This is a genomic window from Novosphingobium resinovorum (assembly GCF_036352595.1).
GTDB lineage: Bacteria > Pseudomonadota > Alphaproteobacteria > Sphingomonadales > Sphingomonadaceae > Novosphingobium > Novosphingobium resinovorum_B.
In genome coordinates this window covers 1-25,303 of the sequence record NZ_JAZFAX010000040.1, presented here as the reverse complement: position 1 = coordinate 25,303, position 25,303 = coordinate 1, and the positions used below count along the sequence as shown (strand labels likewise).

Below are 25,303 nucleotides of genomic sequence, written 5' to 3'. Positions count from 1 at the left end.
CTTTCCATCATGCACAGGAACCGACTGACGTGATCCTTTCCAGGCAGGCCCGCCCCGAAACGGCCTCCACCGCCCCGCTCGCCATCAACCAGGTGAGCAAGAGCTTCGGCGGTTCACCGGTGCTCGACCGGTTATCGCTGGACATCGAGCCGGGCGAGCGCATCGCCCTGCTCGGCCCCAGCGGCTCGGGCAAGTCGACGCTGCTGAACCTCGTGGCGGGGTTCGAGCAGCCCGACGCGGGCGATATCCTGATCGACGGGCGCAGCGTGGTGGCGCTGCCCGTCCACCGGCGCGAGATCGGCATGGTGTTCCAGCACTATGCGCTGTTCCCGCACCTGACCGTCGCCGAGAACATCGCCTATCCGCTCGTGCGGCGACGCGCCGCGCGCGGTGAGATCCGCGAGCGCGTCGATCGCCTGCTGGCCTCGGTGCGGCTGGAGGGCTTCACCGACCGGCACATCCAGACGCTGTCGGGCGGCCAGCAACAGCGCGTTGCGATCGCCCGGGCCCTTGCCGCCGAGCCCGCCGTGCTGCTGATGGACGAGCCGATGGGGGCGCTTGACCGGGCGCTGCGCGAACAGTTGCAGGTCGAACTCAAGCTGCTGCTGCAGGAAACGCGCGCCACCGTCATCTACGTCACCCACGACCAGCGCGAGGCGCTGGCACTGGCCGACCGCATCGCCATCATGAACCTGGGCAGGCTCGAACAGGTCGGCGCGGTGGAGGACATCTACGCCCATCCCGCCAGCGCCTTCGCCGCGCAGTTCCTGTGGGCAGGCGCAAACCGCCTCGACGCCGTTGCCGGGCACAACGGCGCGGTCCACCTTGGCGAGGTCACGTTGGATGCCCGCTGGCCCTCCCCGCCGCCACTGCCGGGAACCGCCGTCGATCTCGTCGTGCGGCCCGAGGACGTCGCGCTCCATGAACCGCGCGATGGTGCGCTGGGCGGCACCGTGCTGACCGCGCTGTTTGCGGGCACGCACCGCACGGTGCAAATCCGGCTTTGCTCCGGCGCGCAGCTTCATGCCGTGCAGCCGATCACCGCCGCCATGCCGGTGCCGGGAACGGCGGTCGGCGTCACGATCGCGCCCGGCGCAGCCTGCGCTTATCCGGCGGGTGCGCGATGAGCGTCATTCTGAACCGACGCGGCGCACTCGCCCTTGGGATGTCTGCTGCCGCCGGGGCCTGCGCCCCCTCGCGCAAAGGCCCCGAGGTAATTCTGTGCGACGGCGGCAGCTTCTGGGGCCGCGCCCAGCGCCGCGCCTTCTACAAGCCGTTCGAGAAGGAAACCGGCATCCGCGTGCGCACCGTGCCCTTCGTCATGCCGGGCAAGCTGCGCACCAGCATCGAACAGGGCCGCCCGGTGATCGACGTCGCCGACATTTCCGGGGCCGAACTCCCGCGTTTCGAACGCGACGGCCTGCTCGCGCCTGTGGACCTGCGCGGGTTCGATCCGCAGGACATCGCCGCACTCGGCCCGCGCAAGCCCCGCAAGCACGCGCTGCCCTCGTTCTACGCCTCCACCGTCCTGGCCTATCGTCAGGAACTGTTCCCCGGCCGCGAGCCAGCAGGCTGGGCCGCGATGTGGGACACCGCCCGTCATCCCGGCGAACGCATGCTCGGTTCCGGCCTGATGGGACAGATGGCGGCAACCTTCGAGATCGCCCTGCTGGCCGACGGCGTATCGCCGGAGCGGCTCTATCCCCTTGACTGGGACCGCGCGATCCGCGCCCTGCGCCGCCTGCGCCCTTCCGTCGCGCGCTACTGGCTGTCGAGCGGCGATGCGCTGCAGATGCTCAACGAGCAGAACGTCGTCATCGGCAATATCTGGAACGGGCCGGTGGACACGCCCGAGGCGCGCGATGCCGGTTCGCTCTACACCTGGAACCAGGGCATCCTGCAGGGCGGCTACTGGGCGATCCCGCGCGGCGCGCCCAACCACGCCAATGCCCTGCGCTTCATGGCCTTCGCCCTGCGGCCGGACCGGCAGGCGCATTTCGCCTCGCTGATCGGCTACAGCCCCGCCAACCAGCGCGCCTTCGCCCTGCTGCCGCCGGGGCGCGCCGCGCACCTGCCCACAGCGCCGCAAAACCTGTCCCGCCAGATCATGCAGGATGACGAATGGTGGGCCAAGGAAGACCGTCCCGGCATCACCAACGTCGCGCTCAGCGTGAAGCTGTGGGAGACCGGGGTGGTCGGCAAATGAGCGCCCTCGCCCGAAACCGCGCAATGGCGTGGCTGGCCTGCGTTCCCGCGCTGGCAATCAGCCTCGGCCTGCTGTTCGCGCCCTTCGCGCTATCGCTGTACCGCTCGGTGGCGCCAGCAGGGACTTTCGATCTTTCGGCCTATTCCGGCATTCTCGACAGCGCCTTTCGCAGCGTACTGAGCGACACCCTGCGCTTCGCCGCGCTGGTGACGCTGGCCTGCCTGCTGCTGGGCACGCCGACGGCCTATGCGCTGGTGCGCTGTCCCGCATGGGCACGCCGGGCGATGCTGGTGGCCATGGGCCTGTCGTTCACCATCGGCACGCTGATCCGCAGCTATGCCTGGCTGGCGATCCTGGGCTCGCGCGGGCTCGTCAATTCCGCGCTGCATGCGCTGGGCTGGGCACATCCGGTCAAGCTGGCCTTCACCGATGGTGCGATGCTGCTCGCCAGCGTGCAGGTGACGCTGCCGCTGTTCATCCTGCCGCTCTACGGCGTGATGCAGGGCATCGACCTGCGCGTGCCGCGCGCAGCGCGCAGCCTCGGCGCGGACCCGGTGACGGCGTGGTTCACCACCGTCCTCCCGCTTGCCCTGCCCGGCATTGGCGTGAGCTGTGCGCTCGTGTTCCTCAGCTGCCTCGGCTTCTACGCGATCCCGACGCTCCTCGGCGCGCCCGACAGCTACCTGCTGTCGCAGGAACTGGAAGTACGCATCAACACACTGGGCGACGATGCCGGTGCCTCGGCGCGGATCGTGGTCATGTTCGCGCTGGTTCTGCTCTCCTGCGGCCTTGCGGCCATGCTGCGCGGCTATGCCGGACGGGCACGCGCAGGGCGCATCTCCGCCCGCGTGATGCATGCGCTGGAACCGCTCGCCCGCGCGGTCTCGCCGTGGCGCTGGGTGCCGGTCGGTGCGATCTTCGCTTTCGTACTGGCGCTGCTGCTGGTGCCTCTCGTCATCCTCGTCCCGCTTTCGGTGAGCGACGACTTCTATCTGCGGTTCCCGCCACGCGGCTTCTCGCTGCGCTGGATGGAAACCTTCCTCGGCGACCCCGACCTGCTCGGCTCGGCAGCCTTCACCTTGCGTATCGCCATCACATCGGCCGCCATCGGCAGCCTTGCCGGAGCCATGGCCGCCCTTGCCGCCCTGCGTCTGGGCACCGCGCGCGCAAGGCTGGTGACGCTGGCCGTCGCCGCGCCGCTGGTGGTCTCGCCAATCACAGTGACGGCGGCGCTCTACCTTGTCGCGCTGCGCTGGAGCGGGATCGAGCCCTCGGTGCTGTTCGTCGCGGTCTATGCGGTGACCGGCCTGCCTTATGGCTTCCTGCTGGTCGGCGCCGCCGCGCGCCGCCTCGACCCGCAACTCGCCCGCGCTGCCGCCACGCTGGGCGCCGGACCGGTCGCCACCGCCCGGACAGTGACACTGCCGTTGCTCGCGACCGCTTTCGCCAGCGCTTTCGTGTTCGCCTTCCTGCTCGCGGTGGACGACATCAGCGCGGGCCTGTTCCTCGCCTCGTCGGATGCGATGCCGCTGGCGCTGCGCTTGTGGGAAGACCTCAAGGCGGCGATCACGCCCTTGCCCGCCGCCATCACCATGCTTGCCGCGCTTTGCGCCGTCGCCCTCTATGCGCTGGCGGGGCTGGCGTCGAAACTCCGGCGCGAGGCGCGCCGCTCGGAGCCCCGGCCGTGAGCGCCGAAGCCGCCGCCTCCTTCGCCGCATCGGTCCGCTGGAGCGCATTGCCGCTTCGCGTGCGCGATCGCGCAGAATCCGCGCTCAAGGATACGCTGGGCTGCCTGCTCGCAGGCACCCGCAGCGAGGCGTTCGCAGCAGCGCGCCGGGCGATGGCGCTGGATCTGGGCGGCTCGAGAGGCTCGTCCGCCGCAATGCGCGCCTTCGCGTTGGCCATTGCCGCATCGGCTTTCGACCACGACGACGGGCATTACGAAGGCGGCGGCATCCACCCCGGCTCGACGGTGCTGCCCGCACTGCTTGCCGCCTCACGCGGGGATGAGAGCCGCGAAGACCTCCTGGCCGCGCTCGTCGTCGGTTACGAGATCGCGATCCGCGCGGGCTACCTGCTGATGCCGCAGCTCAGCGGCGGCTCCTATCGCTGCACCGGCGCGGCATCGGTGCTGGGAGCGGCGGCTGCGGTAGCCCGCTACCGAGGCGGCTCGGCAGACACGATAGCACGCGCAATACGCATCGCCGCCGCCCATGGTCCTTTCGCCAGCCTCCAGCTACCGATGGTCAAGGAAGCGATCGGGCAGGCCGCCTCCAGTGCCGTGACCGCCGCCCTGCTGGCCGAGGCAGGCTTCGGCGGTGAAGGCGTGCCGTTCCTCGGCATCGCGCCCAGTCCGTTCGACACCCCTCCGTTCGACACCCCGCAGGCCGCGGACACGTTCGCGTCCCGGCTGGGCGAAAGCTGGCACATCCTGAACATCTACGCCAAGCTCTGGCCCTGCTGCCGCGCCATCCATGGCGCACTCGCCTCAGTAGAGGCGATACTCGCGCAGCAAGGCTGGAGCGGCGATCAGGTCGAGCGCATCGAGGTCGAGGTGATGCCCGGCCTCGCCGCGCTCGACTTCCTGCCGCCTGCTTCGGCCGACCATGCACAGTTCAGCTTCCCTTTCGCGATCGGCTGCCTGCTGGCGAAAGGCGTAGTGCTGCCCGAGCACTTCCTGCCGGACGGGCGCAGCGACGCCGCGATCCTGGCCGCCGGGCGCAAGGTGACGCTGGTGGAATCGTCAGACCTCTCCCCGCTTGCCCCGAACCGCAGCTATCCCGCCGCCGTGACGATCCATGTCGCCGGAACTGCGCGCCGCCTGCGCGTCGATGACGCTCCGGGCAGTCTCCGCGCCCCGTTTCCCCTCGACCGCAAGTATCGCGCCAACGCCGCACTGTCCGGCGCTTGCGACACGGCGGCGCTGCCCGGCCAGTCCCCCGCCGCTCTCGTGGCGGCGCTCACCCCTTTCCTCGTTTCCCCCGATAGGAGCATGTCATGAAAATCGCTGTCCTTGGCGCCACCGGACGCACCGGCCAGGTCATCGTCGAACAGGCGCTGGCCGCCGGACACCATGTAGCCGCACTCGTTCGCCGTCCGGAAGGACTGCCCGTCCGGGGCGAAAACCTCGAAGTCGTCGTCGGCGACGCCCGCGACCCGGCGATCATCGAAAAGCTCGCCGCCGAGAACGACGCGGTGATCTGCAGCCTGGGCATCCCGGCCTCTGGCACGAGCCGCGCCGAGATCGACGATTCCGCCTCGGTCGATGTCTGCCTCGTCTCCACCCGCCTGCTGTTCGACGCCCTGCCCCGGCACGGCAAGCGCCGCATCGTCTTGATGAGCACGCATGGCGCCGGCGGCAGCAACGACGGTTCGCCCTACGTCACCTGGCTGCGCGATCTCGTGAAGAACCGCGTGCTCGACAAGGACCATACCGAGGAATTCATCGCCGCCAGCGACGCGCCGGTGGACTGGACGGTGATCCGCAACCCCTCGATCTACGAAGGCGACATCGGCCGCCCGCACGCGGTCTACACCCGTATCGAACTCGATCGCTCCTCGCGCGTCACCTATCAGGATCTCGCGGCCTTCGCCCTCTCGGAAGTGGTGGCCCCGCGCCACGTCGGCCAGTTCCTGACGATCACCGAGCCGCTGGAGGACACCAGCCTTCTCGCCGCCGCCGAAATAGCGCCCGAGGTCGCCGCGTGAGGCTGACGTGGCAGACGCTGCGGGACAGGGCCGAACTGCTGGACTGCCTCACCCGCTATGCGCAAGGTGTCGACCAGCGATCGTGGCCTCTCTACGACAGCGCCTTCCACGAAAGCGCGCAAGTGGAAGTGCCCGGCTACATGGACGCCGCTCTCAGCTTCGTCGCCTTTCGCGAGATGTTGGCAAGCACCTTCGACGCCTTGCGCCTGTCCGGCCAGCACCTGCTGGGCAACATGCGCGCCGAGATCGACGGCGACAGTGCCCGCACCGTCACCGAGTTCCTGGCCACTACGCTGGAACAGGCTGAAGGCGGGTCGTTACGCGAAGTGACGCCCGGCCTCTACATCGACGATTTCAGGCGGATCGACGGCGAATGGCGCATCGTGCGCCACGCCATCGTGCGCAAGGCCGCCGACGGCGCCGTGATCCCCTTCGCCTCGCCCATCGCCGATGCCGTGCGCGCCACCCTCGCCACCGATTGGCTGGCGGTAGCCGCTTCCCATTGAGGACAATCCCGATGCTCCAGATCACAGACGCCGAACTGCTCGCCCGCGCAGAAATCTCCGACTTGCTGGTCCGCTACGGCCAGGCGCAGGATCAGGACGAATGGAGCCTCTACGAAGGCGTGTTCACGCCCGATGCCACGATCCATTTTCCCGGCATGCCGATGGAAAGCCTTGGCGCTGCGGAATTCGGCCAGTTCCTGCAGGACTTCAACCGCACGCGCATTTCCGGCCAGCACCTGATCGGCAATACGCTTTACCGCTTCGCAGCGGATGGCGAGAGCGCTCATGTGGTGAGCGAGGTGACCTACATCACGCTCCACCCCACCGACACGCCCGGGCGCGTGCGCCGCATCCGCGGCAATGGGCTCTATTCCGATCGCGCGGTGCGTACTGCCCAAGGGTGGCGCATCGCACGGCGCGACATAGCGCAGAAGAACGTCGAAATCGACGAGGGCGACTATGATCCAGTCCTCCTTGCCGCAATCGAAAGCGCCGCTACGACCCGCTGGTTCGCACGCCCGGGAAATCCCGGATGAACATCCCTAAAAAGCGCGTCTTCCTGATCGGTACTTCCGGCACGGTCGGAAGCGCTGTCCTGACCATGCTGCTGGAGCGCGAGCATGACGTCGCCAGCGCCGATTTTGACATGGGTGACTTACGCATCGACATAACCGATAGCGCCTCCATCGCTGCCGCCTATGCCCGGGTCGGAGAGGTCGATGCAGTGGTCTGCACCGTAGGCGTAGTCCCGCTGCTACCGCTGCATGAAACCACTCTGGCGCATGTCCACGAAGCTATCCGGGGCAAGCTCTCCTCGCAGATCGACATCGTTCTGCAAGGTCTGCCCTTCGTACGCGCAGGCGGCTCGTTCACGCTGATTTCAGGCATCATGTCGCGCATGCCTTGGCAAGGCGGCATCGGAGCCAGTATCGTCGATGGCGGCATCGAGGCTTTCGTGATCGGTGCGGCGGCCGAACTGGGCCGCGACCGCCGCATCAATGCGATCAGCCCCACCATCCTGCAGGAATCGGTCGACAAGATCGGCACCAACCTGCTGCCCGGCCACCAGCCGGTGCCGGCAGCGCATGTTGCGGGCGCCTATCTTCGCTCGATCGAAGGTATCGAAACTGGCCAGACCTTCCTTGTCGGTCATTGATCCGCGGCCGGCACGCGCGGTATGATCTGCCATCTGCCTCATTCCAGGAGAAACATGTGTTCAACAAACTGTTTGTCGACCATCCCGGCTCGGTCCACGAAACTTATGGCGAACACTGGTACGTTGCCAACCGCTTCGGCGTGCTGATGCTCAAGGCGGGGTTGGCGGCAATCGTCCACGGTTTCATCCCCGGCCTGCTGACCCGCACCGGGAGCGACATCGTCAAGAAACTGCATGACGAAATGACAAACCGCAGGCCGCGCGATCAATCTGATGGGTACGCCCCTAAAGCCAATACTTGGCACCTTGAGTATGAAATTTAGAATGCAATAGCCCACTTCATCACTCTCGGACGCTTAGAGCACAGTTCTCTGTAGCTATGTGCGGACGGCCCGCTATTTCATTCAGGGCTGCCAATAGAGGGAGCTGGATGGATTAAAGACGAAGAACGACGCCAGCAAAAGCGCCTGCGGCCAACACCGCCGGGGTGACCCACATGCCTTTGACACGCCATACGATGAGCAGTGCGGCGGCGAACAGCACGATGGCTACAAGAGGTGCGGTCAGACGGTGCGCCGTAGCGAGGCTCAACTGGACGAAGGTGGCGCCGATGATTCCCACCACGCTCGCTGCCACGCCCGACAGGGCCCGTTGAAGCGCCGGGTGCTCGATCGCCGCTTCAAGTCGTTCGTAGAAGATCATCGAGAACGCGAATGCGGGCAGAAACATTCCGGCTGTGATGGCCAGCGCGCCTGCAAGCCCTCCAGCAACGTAGCCGGCGAAGGTCGCGAAAATGACCAGCGGTGCAGGCAACACACCGGCCAGCGCAATGCCGTCAAGAAACGTCGCGTCACTCAGCCATCCGCGTCCGACCGTATCGGCCCGCACATAGGGAATGGCGGTGTAGGCGCCGCCAAAGGTCAGCAGGCCGCCCTTGAGACCGGCGATGAAGAGCGCGGCGGACGTGACGTTTGCTGCGCCAGGCACTGCGACGATCTCTGCGATCGGCAGGTGATGTATCCAGACGGCCAGCAAGAGCGCAAGAAAGACGATGCAGGCGAGGACACCGGTACGGTGCGCAAAGGCATGGATCAGCGCACCACCCGCGAGCGGCAGCCAGAAAGGCATCCCGGCGAGTGTCGCCGCGGCGCTGCCGATGGCGATCGCCCAGCAAAACCGATCGTCAAGGATATGCTCGCCGATGCGGAATACGGCTCGCAGGATGACCGCCAGGACCACGATCTGGATGCCGAGCAGGGCCGTGCTCCAACCGAGGTGCCCGGCAATGAGCGTGACGTAGATCCATGCTGCCAGAAGCATCAGAAATAGGCCCGGCAACATGAAGCCCAGTCCGGCAAGCAGGCCTCCGACGCGCCCACGGGCCATTACCCCAAGATGGACACAAAGCTCATGCGCCTCCGGCCCGGGAAGTATCTGCAGGACGGCGAGCAGGCGATTGAAACGGGCGTGATCGACCCACCCCTCTTCCTCAACGAGGCTCTGCCTCAACATCGCGATCTGGGCCACCGGGCCGCCAAAGGCGAGGCAACCGAAGCGCAGGAACTTCAGGAACAACGCGGGCAGCGAGATGCGTGGGGCTGGAACGGGCTGCGTACTGACTTCCATATGCGCTCCTCCACCGCTGACGCGGCTCGTGGAGCGGACTTGGACGGAAGCCGTCTGACCGGGCGTCCGCATGTGCCCGGTCCGGCATCTATCCGCCAAGTGCCGGGCAGCGTCAACAAATGTTGGTGCTGGGACGCTGCATTTCGTCAATCTCATGGTGAAACCGGATGCCAAGCAGCGGTTCGCGCCTCGACCCAGCTTTGTCGTTCAGGCACCGAGTTCCACACCCCGGGTCCGGACGTTCTGCCAACTTGAAAGCCGTCGCCCTCATTGGCGTTCCTGACGGTCCCGGATCGGCTCTCGATCAGCGAAATTTCGTTCACGCCGCCCGAAATGAAGAGCAACCGGCGACGGCGGAGGGGCCGAACTATACCTGGCCCTCCCCGCTCGGCGTTTTGTTCAGCCATCCGTCGATACGGTCAGTCTCTTCCACTGCTAACGCCTGCACATGGGACGCGCCGTCGAAGAGCCACGCCGCTTTAGGAGTTCAGCACCCTGGCCCTGCCTCCGCAGCGTCGGCCAAGCCCCGCCCTGTGCGCTCCGGCAAGCGCGCCGAAGATGCCGCCCAGTCACGTAACCGCGCCCAGCCCCCCGGCGAACTGACCGGGCGAGAGGTGAGCCCGTTCTCCGAAAGTCGATACCCGTGCAGGTTCGATCGATGCGCCTCAACCGCCAGACTGGTATCGGCTGGGTGAAACACCCACGCGCCGCTTGAACATCGTCGTGAATGCCGCTGCGCTTTCATAGCCCAGATCGAAGGCAATGTTCGTAACGGATTCGCCTTCGGCCAGCCTCGGCAGGGCTACAAGTATGCAGGCCTGTTGCCGCCATGCGCCAAAGCTCAAACCCGTCTCTCGGCGAAAGGCGCGGGTGAAAGCGCGGCGGCCCATGCCAAGCCCAGCGGCCCACTGGTCGATGCTGTCATGCGGCGTGGGATGTTCCAGAAATGCCTGGCAGCGCGCAGCCATGGCAGGGACTTGCGGAAAGGGGACGGCCAAAGGCACGGTCGGTGCAACTGCCAGTTCGGAGAGAAGCAGAGCCATGAGTTTGCCGTCGCGTCCCTCGGGATCATATTCAGGCGCGATATCGCAAGCAGCCTCCAGCAGACTTCGAAGCAGAGGCGATACCTGGATGACCTTGTTGCTGTCGCCTAGCCAGCCCTCGGCATCTGCTTCGATCAAGACGCTACGCGTACTGACCTCACCGACCATTCTGACCGCATGGGGACAGCCGCCCGGCGTCCAGACCGCCCGCTCCGGGGGCGCGACCCAGGCGCCATAGGGGGTGCTGACAACCACGACGCCGCGTGCGGCATAGAGAAGCTGCCCACGGCGATGCTCATGCCAGTCGAGTTCGAAGGCAGGCGGATATTCATTGCCGACACCGATTATAGGTCGGTCGATATGCTCGATCGAAGCCGGATCATTCCAGCGCATCACTTGTCCCAATCGCGAAAGTGAAAGACCCATAATCGAATGCGGGTAGAACTGCGAGCACCTATAGCCAGGCACGTCATCCCGAACGGAAATCACCATGAACCCCACTCGAGCCGCCCCATCCATGCCCACAACGGAAACCACCGTCTTCGGCATCATCGCGGCGATCAGCGCCTGCCACCTCATCAACGACATGTTGCAGTCGTTGCTGCCTGCCATCTATCCCAACCTCAAGACGGAATTGGGCCTGTCGTTCAGCCAGATCGGGCTGGTGACGCTCGTATATCAGATGACGGCATCGATCCTTCAGCCGCTTGTCGGCCTTTATGCCGACAAGCGGCCGACACCGTTGGCGCTGCCGGGCGGCACGCTCTTCTCGCTGGCGGGGCTGCTCGTCCTGTCGGTTGCACACAGCTATGCGATGCTGCTGGTCGGCGCATCGCTGCTGGGGATGGGGTCTTCGGTCTTCCACCCCGAATCATCGCGCGTCGCTCGCATGGCGGCAGGACGCAGGCATGGGCTAGCCCAATCGATGTTCCAGGTCGGCGGGAACGCCGGGTCAGCGCTTGGGCCGCTGGCAGCCGCGATCGTCGTCATGCGCTGGGGCCAGTCGAGCCTCGCTTTCTTTGCGATGCTGGCGCTCTTGTCCTGCGCGATCCTGTGGAATGTCGGCCAATGGTATCGTCACCATGGGCTTGCGCGCCTGTCGTATGGCAAGGGCAGCGCGAAGGCCGTTCCTGCGCTGCCTCGCGGCAAGGTTCTGGGTGGGATCGCTGTGCTCTTGGCGCTGATCTTCTCTAAGTACGTCTATCTGGCCAGTCTCACCAGCTACTTCACCTTCTACCTGATCCACCGCTTCGGCGTGTCGGTCGAGGCGGCGCAGTTGCACCTGTTCGCATTCCTCGCTGCCGTTGCGGTCGGCACCATCGCGGGCGGGCCGCTGGGGGATCGGTTCGGCCGGAAATATGTGATCTGGTTCTCGATCCTCGGCGCACTGCCCTTCACGCTGCTGCTGCCGCATGCCAGCCTGTTCTGGACGGGACCGCTGACGGTGATGATCGGCCTGATCCTGGCCTCCGCCTTCCCGGCGATCGTCGTCTTCGCGCAAGACCTTGTGCCTGGCAAGATCGGCATGATCTCCGGCCTGTTCTTCGGCTTCTCGTTCGGTATGGGCGGCGTGGGTGCGGCGGTGCTGGGCGAAGTCGCTGACAGGGCCGGCATCGAGACGGTCTACGCGATCTGCGCCTATCTTCCCGCTATCGGCTTGTTGGCAATCCTGTTGCCGGATCCAAAGCAGAGGTAGCTGATCCTGGCAGGCCACAGGAGGCTGGGAGGTCTTGTCCGGAACCGACTGACTATATTCCTCCTCCCGCCAAAGCCCGTACTTTCCGGTTTCATGGTTGTTCCTGCCACCAGATTTAACTGCCGCCCATGCTCGCGCCTGGACTGAGACTGATCGTCAGGAGAACGGCGTCTTTCGATCTGCAACTCAAGATTGCCAACGCCGGTAATCTGCACCTGTGCCGCCGGTCGGGGACAGCACAGGTGCAATGCGATCAATACTTCAGCGAAAGGGTCGCGAAGACCGAGCGGCCCGGCGCGACTGTCACGAAGTGAGTCGAGTACGTCTTGTCATAGTACTTCTTGTTAGTCAGGTTCTGCACGTTCGCCCGCAGCGAGATGTTGTCGGCAATCCGTGCCGAAGCCATCGCGTCGAAGCGCCAGTAACTGGGGATCGAGCGGACGATCGTGCCGGTGGTGCCGTTGTCGAGGACGACGGTGCCGAAGCTGCCGTACTGCTTCGAACTGTAGATCGCGCCGCCACCGATCTGGAAGCGCTGGGCGATGTCAAAGGTCGACCAGGCGGTGAAGCTGTGCTTGGGCGTGTTGGGGAACGGCTTGCCGTTGTTGATGCTCGGCGTGATGACGGTGACGCCGCCGACGGTGGCGGAGGTGAAGCCGCCATCGACGATCTTGGAGTCCATGTAGGTGTAGCCGCCGAAGACACTCCAGAAGGGCAGCGGTTTGCCGTTGAATCCGACTTCCACACCCTTGATATTGCGCTTGCCCTGGAACACCACGTCGGCACCGTTGGTGATGCGGGCGTTGTCGGTATCGGTCTTGAACAGCGCCAGGTTGAGGCCGAAGGCATCATCGAAGAACGACCACTTGGTGCCGATCTCGTAGGACTTGGTGACTTCCGCCTTGAGGTCCAGAGTGGTGAGCGCGGTCAGCGCGTTGCCTTCAGAACCTTCGCCGATCATGCTGCCTGCCGGCGTCGACGACTTGGCGATCGACACATAGACGCTACCGTTCGACATCGGCTTGAGCACGACGCCTGCCTGATAGTTTAGGAAGTGCTCCTTGTTGGACAAGACGGTGTTGCCGCTCGTCGCGATAGTGGTCGCGGCGGTGTCGAACCAGTCGTAACGCAGGCCCAGATTCAGCAGCAGGTAGTCGGTCACGGTGACCGTGTCGGCCGCATAAAGCGCGTACGTCGTCGCTTCGGTCTTGCCGGTCGCGGCCGACTTGGTGATCGGAACGCCGGTGGTGCCGCCGGCAGGAATGTTCCGCCAGTTATCGTACGGGGTCGGATTCAGCAGGCTGGTGCAGTTGCCGGCAGCCTGGTTGGCGGCGTTGCAGCGGTCGCCGTTGGCCGTGCCGATATTGGTGTTGACGGCGAAGCTGCCGCGCTTGGACTGTTCCCAGCTGGCCTCGAAGCCGGTCGAGAACGAATGCTCGATACCGCCGGTGTCGAACTTGCCGGCGAGGTCAAGCTGGCCGACCATCGAATCGACGTTGCTCCAGCGGGTGTTGGCACGGCGCCAGACAAGGCCGTTCACCACGTTGCCCTGGCTGTCGTCGGGCTGGGTGATGACATAGGCCTGCTTCACGTTGGCGTACTTGGTCGTGGCGCGCAGGCGGATCGTGTCGGACAGGTCATGCTCTGCGCGGAGCAGCAGTTCGTCGGTATTGGTCCTACGAAAATCACGGTTGGCGAGACCGTAGAAATTGGTGCGATCGACGTCAGCCGGTCCGATGGCGAGTTGATCGGCAGTGTTCACGTAAGTGGCGTTGCCGGGGCGCTCGAACGGGATGCCCGGATCGGGGATGTCATCGCTCTGCATGTGGTAGTAGTTGACGAAGGCGCGGGTCGCAGTGCCGAGCCCCAGCGCCGCCGAGGGCGAAATGCCCCAGCGGTTGTACGTCACCACATCGCGCTTGGCGACGTCGGCATCGTGCCACATGCCGTTCAGGCGGATCGCGGCGGTTTCGCCGAGCTGGTAGTTGGCGTCGATCGTGGCGCGCTTGTAGTCGTCGGTACCGTAGCTCAGGTCCGCCTGCGCCGACGTACCGAGATGCGGCATCTTGCTGACGAGGTTGAGGCTGCCCCCGGCGCTGCCGCGACCGCCCATCGTGGAGTCGCCGCCCTTGACCACTTCGATCTGCTCGATCGCGAATATCTCGCGCGATTGGCCGCCCACGCTGCGCACGCCGTCGATATACGTGCTGCCCTGGGCATCGAAGCCGCGGATCAGCGGACGGTCGCCCTGCGGGTTGCCGCCTTCACCGGCGCCGAACGTGATGCCGGGCACGGTGCGGAGCGCTTCGACGAACGTGGTCGAGCCGGTGTCCTGAATCACCTGCGACGGTACGACGATCACGGTCTTGGGGGTGTCGAGCAGCGGCGCCGTGTACTTGGGCGAATCCGCCCTGGGCGCACGATAGGGCGTCTCTTCGATGGCGGTGTCGGAAACGGTCACGCCGCCGAGGCTCGGCGCGGTGTCTTCCTTCGCGTCTTGCGCGAGAGCGGGAGCAGATGCGAAGCCGACACAGGCCAGCGCCAGATAAGCCGGAGCAGTCCGCGAATGCGAACGGCGGATACGAGAATAGGACAAGAGATCCCCCTTGGTTGGTAATACACCTGGTTATGGTGGTTTCGCCGATGGATCGCGGCGCCGATGGTCAGGGCTAGGAAGCGAGCATCGCGTCCGTTGCGCCCGGTTTCTTGTAGAGGCCCAAAGATACCCGCTCGACATATCCACGGCTGCACAGGCGGCTCAGCTTCTGCGTGGAAATGCCCGATTCCCGGAACTGCGAGGCTGTGACGAAGCGATGCCGCTCGACCAGCGCGACGGCACTTGCCGCCGCACCTTGCGCATGGTTTGTCGCTCCTGCGCGGCTTTTCGCCTTGCGGGTGTTTTCAGGCAGGAACTCGACATGCAGGCAATCTTCGCGTTCCAGCCTGGCATCGGCGAGCATCGACCGGGCCGGCAGGCGGCGTTCCCCGCGGAGGAGACCTTGGGCCAACTTGCGCAAGGTTTCCTGAAGCGGATTCGCCATCCGCCAGCGGCCTGACTGGGACGGGCGTTGCAACATCGACAGCCAGCTCAGGATCGCGAATTCGTCATCGCTCACGAACCGGGACTGCATGCCGAAGACGATCAGCCCATTGTCCCGTACGTTCTGCGCCAGACGCGCCAGCGTTTCGCAGAGCGAGAAATCCATGTCCGGGGTTCCGGCGAATTCATGTGCGTCACCAGCGTCTGCCTCGCGTAGCAGCGCGAGGACGCGGCGTTCCAGCGAGGTGAGCACCGTAATTGGCCGGCCTGCCCGCCGCGAACCCGTTGCGCCCACCCACATGCCCGTTCGCGTGGTCGAGTGCTTCTGCATTGTCCCTCACTGTCTGGCGGCGCATTGCACCGCCTGGCGCCACTGGCCGTCTGTTGATAGTGAATATTAATAGCGATCCTCGATACACGCTGACTGAACCGGGCTATTCAGGTCTGGTTCGTATTTGTCGCAGGTATGCTTTCAGGCTGGTCCGGGCGAGCGTCCTGGGCTGAAGGAGGCGATGAACATTGGCCGGCAGGGAACGTAACGACATGAGACTGCTCCCCCGCTCGATCCGCTCCCGTCTGCTCATCGCCGGCATCGTGCTGACCGGGGCGGCGCTCCTGCTGGCCTCGCTGATGATCCATCACGGCATCTACGATCTCGTACGGCGCAGCCTCAACGAAAGGCTCGACGCGCAGATCGCGCTGCTGCTGCGCAGTGTTCGCGCCGACGGCACCGTCGATGGCGCGATGCTGGGCGACCTGGGCCCCTTCACGCAGCATCGGCGGGGCTGGGGCTGGACGATCGAAACGCCGGCGCGGACGTATATCTCGCGCGATGCCCCGCAGCTCGACAGCATCGTCTGGGAAGGACCGCCGGGTCGGGAGGGCCATTTCCGCGGCGGCGAGGAAAGCCTTCTCGCCGGTCGCACCGGGGAATCCTATCTCCGCACGCTGGAGAACAGGACGCCGGCCGGGCTGGTTCGCGTCACCGCCTTCGCGCCCATCCACGTGTTCGACGGCATGCTGAGAAGTGCGCTGACGCCGATCCTGCTGATCCTGGGTGGCCTGAGCGTGGTGCTGCTGGCGGCAACCTGCGCACAGCTCCATTTCGGCCTCAAGCCCCTGTCGCGATTGCGGCTGGCGCTGACTGCGGTGCGCAGCGGCTCTCTGAAGCGTATCCCGGATAGCCAACCTGCGGAACTGGCGCCGCTGGCGCATGAACTCAATGCCCTGCTGGACGAGAACGAAGCCGCGCTCACCCGTGCGCGCGGACATGTTTCCAATCTGGCGCACAGCCTCAAGACCCCACTGGCAACGCTGAGCATCCGGATAGCCGAACTGGACAACGATCCTTCCGGCCGGTTGACGGAACTCGTGTCGCAGATCGACGGGGCGATCCGCCATCATCTCGGCCGTGCCCGAGCCGCCTCTCCCGGATCGCCGGGAGGGCCTGTGGTGTCCGTCGCCGCAAGCGTGGACGAACTGGCACTGGCACTGGGACGCATCCACGCTGATCGACGAATTAGGTTCACCGCCGAAGTCCCGGCTGGCCTCACGCTGAAATGCGATCCGCAGGACGTGGCGGAGATGCTGGGCAACCTGCTGGACAATGCCTGGAAATGGGCACGCCATGACATTCGTCTCTCGGCCCGGGCATCCGGGAAAATGGCATGCATCATCATCGAGGATGACGGCCCCGGCCTGAGCGCCGAGGCGATCGAAGAGGCGCTGGTCCCGGGGCGCCGCCTGGACGAGCGCGGGGAAGGCCACGGTTTCGGCTTGCCGATCGCACGCGAACTGGCGGAATTGCATGGCGGCTCGCTCACGCTGGAAGCTTCGCCGCGAGGCGGCCTGCGGGTCGCCCTCATGCTTCCACGCTAGAACCCGGAACAGGACAGCCCCTCAGTCGCTCGTCAGTTGATAGCCTCTGCCACGAATGGTTCGGATCATGTCCGCTCCGATCTTGCGGCGCAGGCGTCCGACGATCACTTCCAGCGAGTTTGAATCCACGTCGGCGTCATATTCATAGACCCGGTCCAGCAGTTCGCGCCGATCCATCACCGTACCCTTGCGCAGCATCAGTGCCGACAGCACCCGCCATTCAAAGGCGGTCAATCGCAAGGGCAGCCCATCCATCTCGAAGTGGCCGAGTTGCACGTCGAACACCAGCGCCCCGCAAGAAACCCGGTTCGAGGCATAGCCATTGGCACGGCGAACGAGCGCGCGCAGCCGCAGGATCAGTTCCTGCACGCGAAACGGCTTTATCAGGTAGTCGTCGGCGCCGGCTTTGAACCCCGCGACCTTTTCCGCCCACGCATCGCGCGCGGTCAGGATGAGCACGGGCGAACCGTGTCCATCGGCTCGCCACGACTGCAATACCGTCAATCCATCGATATTGGGTAGCCCAAGGTCGAGCACGACGGCATCGTAGCTCTCGGTCGCGCCGAGATGGCGCCCGTCTTCCCCTTCGAACGCAAGGTCCACGGCAAAATTTTCGGCCCGCAAGGCACGAGCGATCTCTTCGCTGAGCGGACGGTCGTCCTCGATAACCAAAATGCGCATGGAACGCCTCCGTAGCCCCGATAGAAGGCGAACCCAAACTGAACCTGAACGACATCTCGATCCAGCAGAAGCACATGCCTAGCCGTTCGAAACCTAGCAGAAGGCCGCCGGAGCAGCGTTTGCCGCCAATCTCCGGGGCAACACGCAAATCGACGCTGCAAGCGCATCGAAGCAGATAGGGAAACCGATCGCCAAGCCACAGCGCGAGTATTTCGCGGCAACCAGGCGCAAAGGATCGCCAAGCACAAGGACTGGGATCCGCAGGCTGCGCAACTATGCACCGCGCCGTCCGTTGGCCCATGAGACCAACCAGCGGAGAGCCCTGCCCCGATGATCGTAGTCCACCACCTGGAGAACTCACGCTCGCAGCGCGTCCTGTGGCTGCTGGAGGAACTCGCGCTGCCATACGACGTCAGGCGCTATGAACGCGATCCGAAGACGATGCTCGCCCCGCACGAACTGCGCCGCGTGCATCCCCTCGGCAAGTCACCGGTCATCGTGGATCACGACCCTTCGGGCTCGGAACTCATCATCGCCGAAACCGGCGCCATCATCGAATATCTCACCGCCAAGGCGGATGGTCGGCTGGGCAAACCTTATGGTGAAAACGCGGCGCTGCGCTATCGCCATTTCCTGCACTATGCCGAAGGCTCGCTGATGCCTCCTCTGTTCGTCAATCTGGTGCTGGGCCGCATTCCGCTGCTGGGCAAGGCCGCGCAGAAGAAGCTGCAACCGATGATCGACATTCACCTCGACTTCGTCGAGCACGAGTTGTCATTCCGACCGTGGTTCGCCGGCGACACCTTCACGGCCGCCGACATCATGATGAGTTTTCCGCTCGAAGCAGCCCGCGATCGGGGCGGGTTAGATACCGGGCGCCCGGCGACCATCGCCTGGCTCGACAAGATTCATGAACGGCCGGCCTACCAGGCCGCACTCGAACGCGGCGGCCCCTACCGCTTCGCGTGAGACACCCGGCGGCAGCACGCAAAGGCCCATGGCTCGCCGCATACCAGGTTCCCGGCACTTTTCTTACCGCATCCAAGCTGCCGCGGACGCGACATGCCCTCTGGCATTTCCATCTCAACCACTTGAGGAACAATCGGCTTCTCGGACCATTTCGATGCCGGAGCGGCTAAATGTTTCTGGAGTGTGAATGATGGAGTCGGCGAACCTGCAGCCCAAGGCACGTCCCTTGGCGCCTCTCGTCCTAGGCACCGTCATCGCGCTTATCGGACTCGTGCTGACGCTGGGCGGGACCTATCTCGCGGTGCTGGGAGGCTCGGCCTATTACGCGCTCACCGGTCTTGCGATGCTCGCTTCGGGCGGGCTGCTGATCCGCCGCAACCTGCTGGGCGGCTGGCTGTACTGCGCGATCTTCGTGCTCACCGTTATCTGGGCCTTCGCGGAAGTCGGCGCGAACAACTGGGCGCTGGTGCCGCGCATCGTCGCGCCGCTGGTGTTGCTGGTGGCGACGCTGCTGGTGATGCCCACGCTGTCCACTCGCCCGAACCGCTGGAAGCTGGGCCTCGCCACGAGCGCGGCTGCGATCGTGCTGACGGCGATCTCGGCCACCATCTTCGCGCGCATGGCCGACACCGGCCCGGCCGAAGACCTTCCGGGCCTGCGCTTCGAGATGAGCGATCCCTCGCTCGCCGCTGTCGGAGACGACTGGCCCGCCTATGGCGGCACCGATGCCGCGCGCCGCTTTTCGCCGCTCGGCCAGATCACGCCGGACAATGTGAAGAACCTCAAGCGTGTCTGGCTGGCCCATACCGGCGACATGCCCTCCTCCGCGAAGATCGCCGGCACTTACGGCGGTGAGAATACCCCGCTCAAGGTGGGTGACACGCTCTACGTCTGCACCCCGAAGAATAGGGTTATCGCGCTCGATCCGGCGACGGGCAGGCAGCGCTGGAAGTTCGATCCCGGGGTTTCGGACGAGGCGATCCCCTACACTGCCGCCTGCCGGGGCGTGAGCTACTTCGCGGTCCCCGGTGCTCCGGCCGACCAGCCCTGTGCGCGGCGCATCGTCTACGGCACGCTCGACGCGCGCCTCTTCGCGATCGACGCGCGCACCGGCGCGCGCTGCGCCGCCTTCGGCTCCAATGGCGAAGTCGATACCAAGATCGGCATGGGCAACACGCCTCCGGGCTACGTCTCGATCAATTCTCCGCCGACCATCGTGCGCGGCGTCGTCGTCACCGGCCACCAGGTGCTGGACGGTCAGGACCGCTGGGCGCCTTCGGGCGTGATCCGGGGCTATGACGCGGTCACCGGCAAGCTGCGCTGGGCCTGGGACATGATGCACCCGGACTGGAACGGCTATCCGCCGCAGGGCCAGACCTGGGCGCGCGGCACACCCAACATGTGGACGATCGCCAGCGGCGACGAGCAGCTCGGCCTCGTCTACCTGCCGATGGGCAATGCGGCGGCGGACTATTACTCCAGCCTGCGCCGCCCGCAGGAGCGCGATTTCGCGACCTCGCTGGTGGCGCTCGACGTGACCACCGGCAAGCCGCGCTGGAAGTTCCAGGCCGTGCGCGACGACGTGTGGGACTATGACTTCGGCGCGCAAGCGACCCTCGTGGACTACAAGGGCACGCCCGCGCTGGTGCTGCCGTCCAAGCAGGGCGACATCTATGTCCTCGACCGCCGCACCGGCCAGCCGCTGACCCCGGTGGGCTCGATCAAGGCGCCCGGCGGCAGCGTCGAGCCCGGCCAGCGCGCGGCGACGCAGCGCGTTTCGCTGTGGCATACGCTGCGCAAGCCCGACCTGACCGAGCGCGACATGTGGGGCATGTCGCCGATCGACCAGATGATCTGCCGCATCCAGTTCCGCAAGGCGAGTTACAAGGGCTTCTTCACTCCGCCCGAAAGCGACCGCCGTTCGATCGAGTATCCCGGCTACAACGGCGGCACCGACTGGGGCGGCGTGGCGGTCGATCCGCGCCGGGGGGTGATCATCGCCAACTACAACGACATGCCCAACTACGTGCGCCTCGTGCCGCGCGCCGAGGCCAACCGCAAGGGCTGGGCACCGCGCGACCAGGCACGCGGCGAAATCGGCGGGGCAGAGGGCGCGGGCGATCCGCAGGCGCACACGCCCTATGCGATCGACGTCAATGCCGGCTGGCGGCTGCCGCTGACGGGCATGCTGTGCAAGCAGCCCCCCTATGGCGGCATCCGCGCCATCGACATGGCGACCGGCAGGACGATCTGGGACAAGCCGCTGGGCGAGGCCCGCACCAACGGTCCCTTCGGCATCCCCTCGATGCTGCCGCTGACCATCGGTACGCCCAACAACGGCGGCTCGGTGGTGACGGCGGGCGGCGTGATCTTCGTCGCCGCCGCGACCGACAACCTGATCCGTGCGATCGACCTGAGGACCGGCAAGGTGCTGTGGAAGGACGTGCTGCCCGCAGGCGGCCAGGCGACGCCGATGACCTACATGGTGAACGGCAAGCAATACCTGGTGATCGCGCCGGGCGGCCATCACTTCATGGAGACGCCAATCGGCGATCAGGTGATCGCCTACGCACTCCCTTGAAGCAGCCGGTCAGAGATCGTCTGGAAATTCGCGATACGCGAATTTGGCGGCACCGGCCCACTCTCCTGCCCGACCGCCCAACGATAGTACCCTATGGGCGGTCGGGTGGGGGAGTGGGCCGGTGCCGCGAAGGTGAGGCCTGAAACCAAAACCCGCGTTCAAGCGATGTGGAGATATGGATACGCCAGTCGCATCAGACCCGCCTGCGCCCACACCACCTGCACACAGGCGGCGCTGGCGCATCTTGCGCAATGTGCTGATCGTCGTGATTGCCGCGATCTTCGCGGTATGGCTGGTCGTGTTCATCACCAAGGGCCGGTTCCTCAAGCATCCGTTCGAAAGCATCGCGAGTTCACTGAGCGACCGCGAGGTCAGGGTCGGCGGCGACTTCCAGCTCTATTTCGCCCCGCTGCGCATCAAGTTCCTGGCCGAGCGACTGGCCGTTTCGAACCCGCAATGGGCCAGGGGAAGCACCCTTTTCGCCGCCCGGCGCATCGAGGCCAGGATCGCCCCGCTGTCGCTGCTGTTCGGGCGGCGGCACGTCTATTCGCTCGATCTGGACCAGGGTGTCGCCAATCTCGAATGGGACGAGGGCCACAAGCGCAACACCTGGACCTTCGCGAAGAGCGGCGAAGGCAAGCCTTTCGCGATGCCGCGCATCGACAGGGCCGAGGTCACCGGCACGCGGATCCATTACATCGATCCGCAGATGCCGCTGCTGGCGAACCTCACGATCGACCCGATCGCGGCGACCGACACCCGCATCGGCAAGGCGGTGGGGCTGACGGGCGACGGGACGTTTCGCACCACGCGGTTTCGCCTGTCCGCCCGCCTGCTCTCGCCCGATGCCAGCATTTCCGGGGCGGAGAACCGGCTGCAGGCACGGGCCTGGGCCGCGAACAGCGTGATCGACGTCTCGGGCACATTGCCCGGCCTCACCGAATTCGAAGGTGTCCCCCTGAAGGTCGCGGCGCAGGGACGCGACTTGTCGGACCTGATGGCGGTGATCGACGTCGCCATACCCCGGACGCGGCGCTACGCCCTGAAGGCCCAGCTCGTTAAGGAGGCGCAGACCTATCGCTTCACGGGCATGACCGGCACGTTCGGCCAGTCCGACCTTTCGGGCGGCTTCACGGTAAGCAATGCGCAGCGGCTGCGCATCGATGCCTCGCTGGTGACCCGGCGGCTCGACATCGTCGATGCGGCACCGTTCATCGGCTATAATCCCGACCTCGTGGCTTCACGAGGCGCGGTCGCCGCCGCCGCCGCGACCGGGGCCGGCCCACGCCGCATCCTTCCCGAAGCCGCGCTGCCGGTCGCGATGATGCAGCGCTTCGACGCCGGGCTCGACTGGAAGATCGCGGTGGTGCGCTCGAAGAACGTGCCCGTCTCAAACATCGCGCTGAAGCTGTCGCTGGATAAGGGGCGCCTGGAGCTTTCACCCCTCACGTTCTCGATGGCGCGCGGCGACGTAGCCTCCGACCTGATCTTCGACACGCGCCAGCGCCCTTCCGCGATCCGCTACGACATCCGCCTGGCCTCGACGCCGATGGGCCGGCTGCTTGCCGGCTACGGCCTTGCCGATTCCGGCACCACCGGCACCATTCGCGGCCGGATCGAGTTGAACGGCAGGGGCGACACGATCCACGATTCGCTGGCGACTTCGTCCGGCCGGATCGCCTTCGTGATGCCGCAGGGCACCTTGTGGACACAGAACGCGCAACTGGCCGAACTCGATCTTGGCACCTTCATCTCCAAGATGTTCCAGGGCAAGTTGAAGAAGCCGATCGAGGTCAATTGCGGCCTGCTGGCATTCACGGTGCGCGGCGGCACCGCGGCGGCCGACCCGATCCTGATCGACACCAGCAAGAACGTCGTGACCGGTCGCGGCGGCTTCAGCTTCGGGACCGAGGCGCTTGATCTGGCATTCCGGGCGGACGGCAAGAAGTTCAGTCTGTTCTCCGGACAGTCGCCGGTCGGCCTCGGCGGCCATTTCGCCGCGCCGAGGCTGCAGGTCATCAGCCCGCAACTGGTGGGACGTGCCGGCGTGGGACTTGGGCTTGCCGTGGTGGCGACGCCGATCGCCGGGCTGCTGGCGTTCGTCGATCCCGGCGATGCGAAGTCGGCGGCATGCGGCCCGGTCCTCGCCGGAGCGCGCGCCGGCGCCCAGCGCACCACCGGGGGCAAGCCGCGTGACGACGTGGGCAACGGATCGCCGAAGAAAAACCAGCGATAGCGCGGTGGTCCGGTCCGGAACCATCATTGCCGCCGATCTTTGAACCTGAAAGGAGACAAGACATGTTCGGCAAGATTCTCGGTGCGATCGCAGGCAGTCAGGTGGCGCAGCATGTGCGCGGCATCGACGGTGCAGGAGGCGCCGTTCTCGGTGTAGCGGCTACGTCCGTTTTGCGCCGCCTCGGTCCCGTAGGCCTCGTCGCGGCCGGCTTGGGCGGCTACGCGCTGAAGAGGCATTTGCAGAAGCGGGAGACGGCCAGGGCACCCTCACCTCGTGCATAAGTCCGCGATCGGAGGAAAAAGCGTGAACACCCCGTGAAACGCTAGCGCCCTCCGCTCGTTCAGTGCGGCATGGCTAGAACTCCCGGACATTTCAGAGACAATATCGTCCTTTATGGAGCACTGGCGGCGAACCTGGGCATCGCGATCGCCAAGTTCGTGGCGGCAGGGATCGGGGGCTCTTCCGCCATGGCGACCGAAGGCGTTCATTCGCTGGTGGACAGCGGCAACCAGTTGCTGCTCCTCTACGGCCAGCGGCGCGGCCAGCGCCCACCCGATGCGGCCCATCCGTTCGGCTATGGGCGCGAGCTGTATTTCTGGGCTTTCGTCGTCGCGATCCTGATATTCGCGGGCGGGGCAGGCATTTCGATCTACGAAGGCATTACCCACATTCACAAGCCCACCCCGATCGGCGACCCTACGCTGAGCTACATCGTCCTGGGCATCGCCTTTGCGATGGAAGGCACATCCTGGGCCATCGCGGTAAAGGAATTCAATGCCGGCCGCGCTGGACAAAGCTGGTGGCGGGCGGTGCTACAGTCCAAGGATCCGCCTGACTTCATCGTGCTGTTCGAGGACAGCGCGGCTCTCGTGGGACTGGTCATCGCGGCCCTGGGCATCTGGGCCAGTGGCCATTTCGCGGACCCGCGCCTGGACGGTGCGGCCTCGGTTGTCATCGGCCTGGTTCTGGCAGGCGTCGCCATCCTGCTCGCGCGCGAATCCAAAGGGCTATTGATCGGCGAGGCGGCCGACCCGGACCTGATCGCCGGCCTTCGTGCCGTGATGGAACGCAATGCGGACATCATCGGCGTCAATCACATTCGCACCGTTCATACCGGCCCGGATTCGGTCTTCGTCGCAGCCAGCGTCGATTTCGCGGACGATCTGCCGATGGGAAAGGCGCAGACTCTGATCGAGGCACTGGAGACGCAGATGAAAGCGCTCTCTCCCAAGATCGCCTCCGTCTACATCCGGCCCGAAAAGCGCGAAGATGCTACTCCGGGATAAGGCAAGGCGTTGCAAAGGGCGATCTTCGGCTGCCCCCGTATCCAGCCCGTACGATCGGCGTTTCCAGACCAACACGAGTTCCGCTATGACAATCCGATCGGCAAGCGCGCCGCACTTTTTCGCACCGGTAATTCGAAAGCGGCTTTCAGGATTCTGATGCATGTCCACAATGCCGATTCTCGATTTCGCGCCCGCCGGCGGCTCTCTGCCCTTCCTGTCAGGAGGCGGTGCGTGCGCAGAACTGATCGCGAGCCGGGACTGGTCGGCAACGCCGCTTGGGCCGATCGCGCAGTGGCCGCATTGCCTCACCGGCGCCCTGTCGATCCTGCTGCGCTCGCGCGTCCCCATGGTGATGATGTGGGGACCGGCCGGGGTCATGCTCTACAACGACGCCTACTCGAACTTTGCAGGCGGACGCCATCCCGGCTCTCTCGGATCGGACGTGCGCGAAAGCTGGCCCGAGATCGCCGCTTTCAACGATGCGATAATCAAGGCAGGCCTCGCAGGAGAGACGCCGCATTTTCGCGACCAGGAAATGACGCTGCTGCGCAACGGCACGCCGGAGGTAATTGCTCACGGGGTTGGCAGAAAAGTGTTGCGCGGAGGTCGATTGGCTGATTCACCCTACGGATGCCGCCACCGCCGCTTCATGTTCTGACCGAGGCCGAGAAGAACGAGCTGCTGCTTGCTC

Annotated in this window: 22 protein-coding genes and 1 pseudogene; 18 read left to right on the top strand and 5 right to left on the bottom strand. The window is 65.5% G+C overall.

Going from position 1 to position 25,303, the window contains the following annotated elements:
• Nucleotides 1-29 precede the first annotated feature (29 nt).
• Genes V2S85_RS23565 through V2S85_RS23525 form a run of 9 tightly spaced genes read left to right on the top strand, consistent with a single transcriptional unit; the run spans nt 30 to nt 7,899 of the window.
• Entirely contained in the window at nt 30-1,127 is a 1,098-nt protein-coding gene (locus tag V2S85_RS23565) for an ABC transporter ATP-binding protein (protein WP_330705242.1), read from the top strand.
• Complete coding sequence (locus tag V2S85_RS23560; RefSeq protein ID WP_330705241.1) at nt 1,124-2,206, top strand: extracellular solute-binding protein; 1,083 nt, start codon at nt 1,124-1,126, stop codon at nt 2,204-2,206. The genes V2S85_RS23565 and V2S85_RS23560 overlap by 4 nt, the downstream gene beginning before the upstream one ends.
• A complete protein-coding gene (locus V2S85_RS23555) occupies nt 2,203-3,894 on the top strand; it encodes an ABC transporter permease subunit (RefSeq protein ID WP_330705240.1) in 1,692 nt (563 codons plus the stop codon). The genes V2S85_RS23560 and V2S85_RS23555 overlap by 4 nt, the downstream gene beginning before the upstream one ends.
• Nucleotides 3,891-5,207 (top strand): MmgE/PrpD family protein, encoded by a 1,317-nt coding sequence (locus V2S85_RS23550; protein WP_330705239.1) that lies wholly within the window; start codon nt 3,891-3,893, stop codon nt 5,205-5,207. The genes V2S85_RS23555 and V2S85_RS23550 overlap by 4 nt, the downstream gene beginning before the upstream one ends.
• Nucleotides 5,204-5,914, top strand: a complete 711-nt coding sequence (locus tag V2S85_RS23545; RefSeq protein ID WP_330705238.1) for an NAD(P)-dependent oxidoreductase — start codon at nt 5,204-5,206, stop codon at nt 5,912-5,914. The genes V2S85_RS23550 and V2S85_RS23545 overlap by 4 nt, the downstream gene beginning before the upstream one ends.
• Entirely contained in the window at nt 5,911-6,420 is a 510-nt protein-coding gene (locus tag V2S85_RS23540) for a nuclear transport factor 2 family protein (RefSeq protein WP_330705237.1), read from the top strand. Before V2S85_RS23545 ends, V2S85_RS23540 begins: the two co-directional genes overlap by 4 nt.
• Before the next feature lie 11 nt (nt 6,421-6,431).
• A complete protein-coding gene (locus V2S85_RS23535) occupies nt 6,432-6,956 on the top strand; it encodes a nuclear transport factor 2 family protein (protein WP_330705236.1) in 525 nt (174 codons plus the stop codon).
• Complete coding sequence (locus V2S85_RS23530; protein ID WP_330705235.1) at nt 6,953-7,576, top strand: short chain dehydrogenase; 624 nt, start codon at nt 6,953-6,955, stop codon at nt 7,574-7,576. Before V2S85_RS23535 ends, V2S85_RS23530 begins: the two co-directional genes overlap by 4 nt.
• A gap of 56 nt (nt 7,577-7,632) precedes the next feature.
• Nucleotides 7,633-7,899 carry a DUF6356 family protein gene (locus V2S85_RS23525; RefSeq protein ID WP_330705234.1) on the top strand — a complete coding sequence of 89 codons (267 nt, stop codon included), beginning with the start codon at nt 7,633-7,635 and terminating at the stop codon, nt 7,897-7,899.
• A 112-nt stretch (nt 7,900-8,011) separates the two neighbouring features.
• Here the strand turns inward: V2S85_RS23525 and chrA are convergent, their stop codons facing one another.
• Together chrA and V2S85_RS23515 are read right to left on the bottom strand one after the other, a co-directional pair.
• On the bottom strand, nt 8,012-9,202 hold the full coding sequence (gene chrA, locus V2S85_RS23520; protein WP_330705233.1) for a chromate efflux transporter: 1,191 nt from the start codon (nt 9,200-9,202) through the stop codon (nt 8,012-8,014).
• A 665-nt stretch (nt 9,203-9,867) separates the two neighbouring features.
• Complete coding sequence (locus V2S85_RS23515; RefSeq protein ID WP_330705232.1) at nt 9,868-10,737, bottom strand: helix-turn-helix transcriptional regulator; 870 nt, start codon at nt 10,735-10,737, stop codon at nt 9,868-9,870.
• On the opposite strand from V2S85_RS23515, the gene V2S85_RS23510 reads away from it, so the two are divergent.
• Nucleotides 10,736-11,941 carry an MFS transporter gene (locus V2S85_RS23510; RefSeq protein ID WP_330705231.1) on the top strand — a complete coding sequence of 402 codons (1,206 nt, stop codon included), beginning with the start codon at nt 10,736-10,738 and terminating at the stop codon, nt 11,939-11,941. The two genes, V2S85_RS23515 and V2S85_RS23510, sit on opposite strands and share 2 nt — an antisense overlap.
• 253 nt (nt 11,942-12,194) lie before the next feature.
• Here V2S85_RS23510 and V2S85_RS23505 read toward each other — a convergent pair whose 3' ends face one another.
• Both V2S85_RS23505 and V2S85_RS23500 read right to left on the bottom strand, forming a co-directional pair.
• Complete coding sequence (locus tag V2S85_RS23505; protein ID WP_330705230.1) at nt 12,195-14,537, bottom strand: TonB-dependent siderophore receptor; 2,343 nt, start codon at nt 14,535-14,537, stop codon at nt 12,195-12,197.
• Between the two features lie 73 nt (nt 14,538-14,610).
• Nucleotides 14,611-15,312, bottom strand: a complete 702-nt coding sequence (locus V2S85_RS23500; RefSeq protein WP_330705229.1) for a type IV toxin-antitoxin system AbiEi family antitoxin domain-containing protein — start codon at nt 15,310-15,312, stop codon at nt 14,611-14,613.
• Nucleotides 15,313-15,524: 212 nt separating this feature from the next.
• Here V2S85_RS23500 and V2S85_RS23495 point away from each other — a divergent pair, with 212 nt between their 5' ends.
• Entirely contained in the window at nt 15,525-16,859 is a 1,335-nt protein-coding gene (locus V2S85_RS23495; protein ID WP_330705228.1) for a HAMP domain-containing sensor histidine kinase, read from the top strand.
• A gap of 21 nt (nt 16,860-16,880) precedes the next feature.
• On the opposite strand, the gene V2S85_RS23490 is transcribed toward V2S85_RS23495, so the two are convergent.
• The gene (locus tag V2S85_RS23490) at nt 16,881-17,540 is read right to left on the bottom strand and encodes a response regulator transcription factor (protein WP_330705227.1); all 660 of its coding nucleotides are present in this window, start codon (nt 17,538-17,540) and stop codon (nt 16,881-16,883) included.
• Between the two features lie 109 nt (nt 17,541-17,649).
• Between V2S85_RS23490 and V2S85_RS27300 the strand changes: the two are divergent.
• The 7 genes and pseudogenes from V2S85_RS27300 to V2S85_RS23460 form a co-directional block, all read left to right on the top strand.
• Nucleotides 17,650-17,874, top strand: a pseudogene (locus tag V2S85_RS27300) (hypothetical protein); the annotation flags it as partial.
• A complete protein-coding gene (locus V2S85_RS23485) occupies nt 17,871-18,509 on the top strand; it encodes a glutathione S-transferase (RefSeq protein WP_330705226.1) in 639 nt (212 codons plus the stop codon). The pseudogene V2S85_RS27300 and the gene V2S85_RS23485, both read left to right, overlap by 4 nt.
• 187 nt (nt 18,510-18,696) lie before the next feature.
• On the top strand, nt 18,697-21,090 hold the full coding sequence (locus tag V2S85_RS23480) for a membrane-bound PQQ-dependent dehydrogenase, glucose/quinate/shikimate family (protein WP_419198231.1): 2,394 nt from the start codon (nt 18,697-18,699) through the stop codon (nt 21,088-21,090).
• Nucleotides 21,091-21,265: 175 nt separating this feature from the next.
• The gene (locus tag V2S85_RS23475) at nt 21,266-23,326 is read left to right on the top strand and encodes an AsmA family protein (RefSeq protein ID WP_330705224.1); all 2,061 of its coding nucleotides are present in this window, start codon (nt 21,266-21,268) and stop codon (nt 23,324-23,326) included.
• Nucleotides 23,327-23,388: 62 nt separating this feature from the next.
• On the top strand, nt 23,389-23,607 hold the full coding sequence (locus V2S85_RS23470) for a hypothetical protein (protein ID WP_330705223.1): 219 nt from the start codon (nt 23,389-23,391) through the stop codon (nt 23,605-23,607).
• A gap of 69 nt (nt 23,608-23,676) precedes the next feature.
• Nucleotides 23,677-24,612 (top strand): cation diffusion facilitator family transporter, encoded by a 936-nt coding sequence (locus tag V2S85_RS23465; protein WP_330705222.1) that lies wholly within the window; start codon nt 23,677-23,679, stop codon nt 24,610-24,612.
• Between the two features lie 160 nt (nt 24,613-24,772).
• A complete protein-coding gene (locus tag V2S85_RS23460; RefSeq protein ID WP_330705221.1) occupies nt 24,773-25,270 on the top strand; it encodes a hypothetical protein in 498 nt (165 codons plus the stop codon).
• The last annotated feature ends 33 nt before the right edge of the window (nt 25,271-25,303 follow it).

Coding starts and splice junctions, on each gene's coding strand:
- V2S85_RS23560 (WP_330705241.1), top strand. CDS start 1,124: ATGAGCGTCATTCTGAACCGACGCGGCGCACTCGCCCTTGGGATGTCT.
- V2S85_RS23555 (WP_330705240.1), top strand. CDS start 2,203: ATGAGCGCCCTCGCCCGAAACCGCGCAATGGCGTGGCTGGCCTGCGTT.
- V2S85_RS23545 (WP_330705238.1), top strand. CDS start 5,204: ATGAAAATCGCTGTCCTTGGCGCCACCGGACGCACCGGCCAGGTCATC.
- V2S85_RS23535 (WP_330705236.1), top strand. CDS start 6,432: ATGCTCCAGATCACAGACGCCGAACTGCTCGCCCGCGCAGAAATCTCC.
- V2S85_RS23530 (WP_330705235.1), top strand. CDS start 6,953: ATGAACATCCCTAAAAAGCGCGTCTTCCTGATCGGTACTTCCGGCACG.
- chrA (WP_330705233.1), bottom strand. CDS start 9,202: ATGGAAGTCAGTACGCAGCCCGTTCCAGCCCCACGCATCTCGCTGCCC.
- V2S85_RS23510 (WP_330705231.1), top strand. CDS start 10,736: ATGAACCCCACTCGAGCCGCCCCATCCATGCCCACAACGGAAACCACC.
- V2S85_RS23515 (WP_330705232.1), bottom strand. CDS start 10,737: ATGGTGATTTCCGTTCGGGATGACGTGCCTGGCTATAGGTGCTCGCAG.
- V2S85_RS23500 (WP_330705229.1), bottom strand. CDS start 15,312: ATGCAGAAGCACTCGACCACGCGAACGGGCATGTGGGTGGGCGCAACG.
- V2S85_RS23495 (WP_330705228.1), top strand. CDS start 15,525: ATGAGACTGCTCCCCCGCTCGATCCGCTCCCGTCTGCTCATCGCCGGC.
- V2S85_RS23490 (WP_330705227.1), bottom strand. CDS start 17,540: ATGCGCATTTTGGTTATCGAGGACGACCGTCCGCTCAGCGAAGAGATC.
- V2S85_RS23485 (WP_330705226.1), top strand. CDS start 17,871: ATGATCGTAGTCCACCACCTGGAGAACTCACGCTCGCAGCGCGTCCTG.
- V2S85_RS23480 (WP_419198231.1), top strand. CDS start 18,697: ATGATGGAGTCGGCGAACCTGCAGCCCAAGGCACGTCCCTTGGCGCCT.
- V2S85_RS23475 (WP_330705224.1), top strand. CDS start 21,266: ATGGATACGCCAGTCGCATCAGACCCGCCTGCGCCCACACCACCTGCA.
- V2S85_RS23470 (WP_330705223.1), top strand. CDS start 23,389: ATGTTCGGCAAGATTCTCGGTGCGATCGCAGGCAGTCAGGTGGCGCAG.
- V2S85_RS23465 (WP_330705222.1), top strand. CDS start 23,677: ATGGCTAGAACTCCCGGACATTTCAGAGACAATATCGTCCTTTATGGA.
- V2S85_RS23460 (WP_330705221.1), top strand. CDS start 24,773: ATGTCCACAATGCCGATTCTCGATTTCGCGCCCGCCGGCGGCTCTCTG.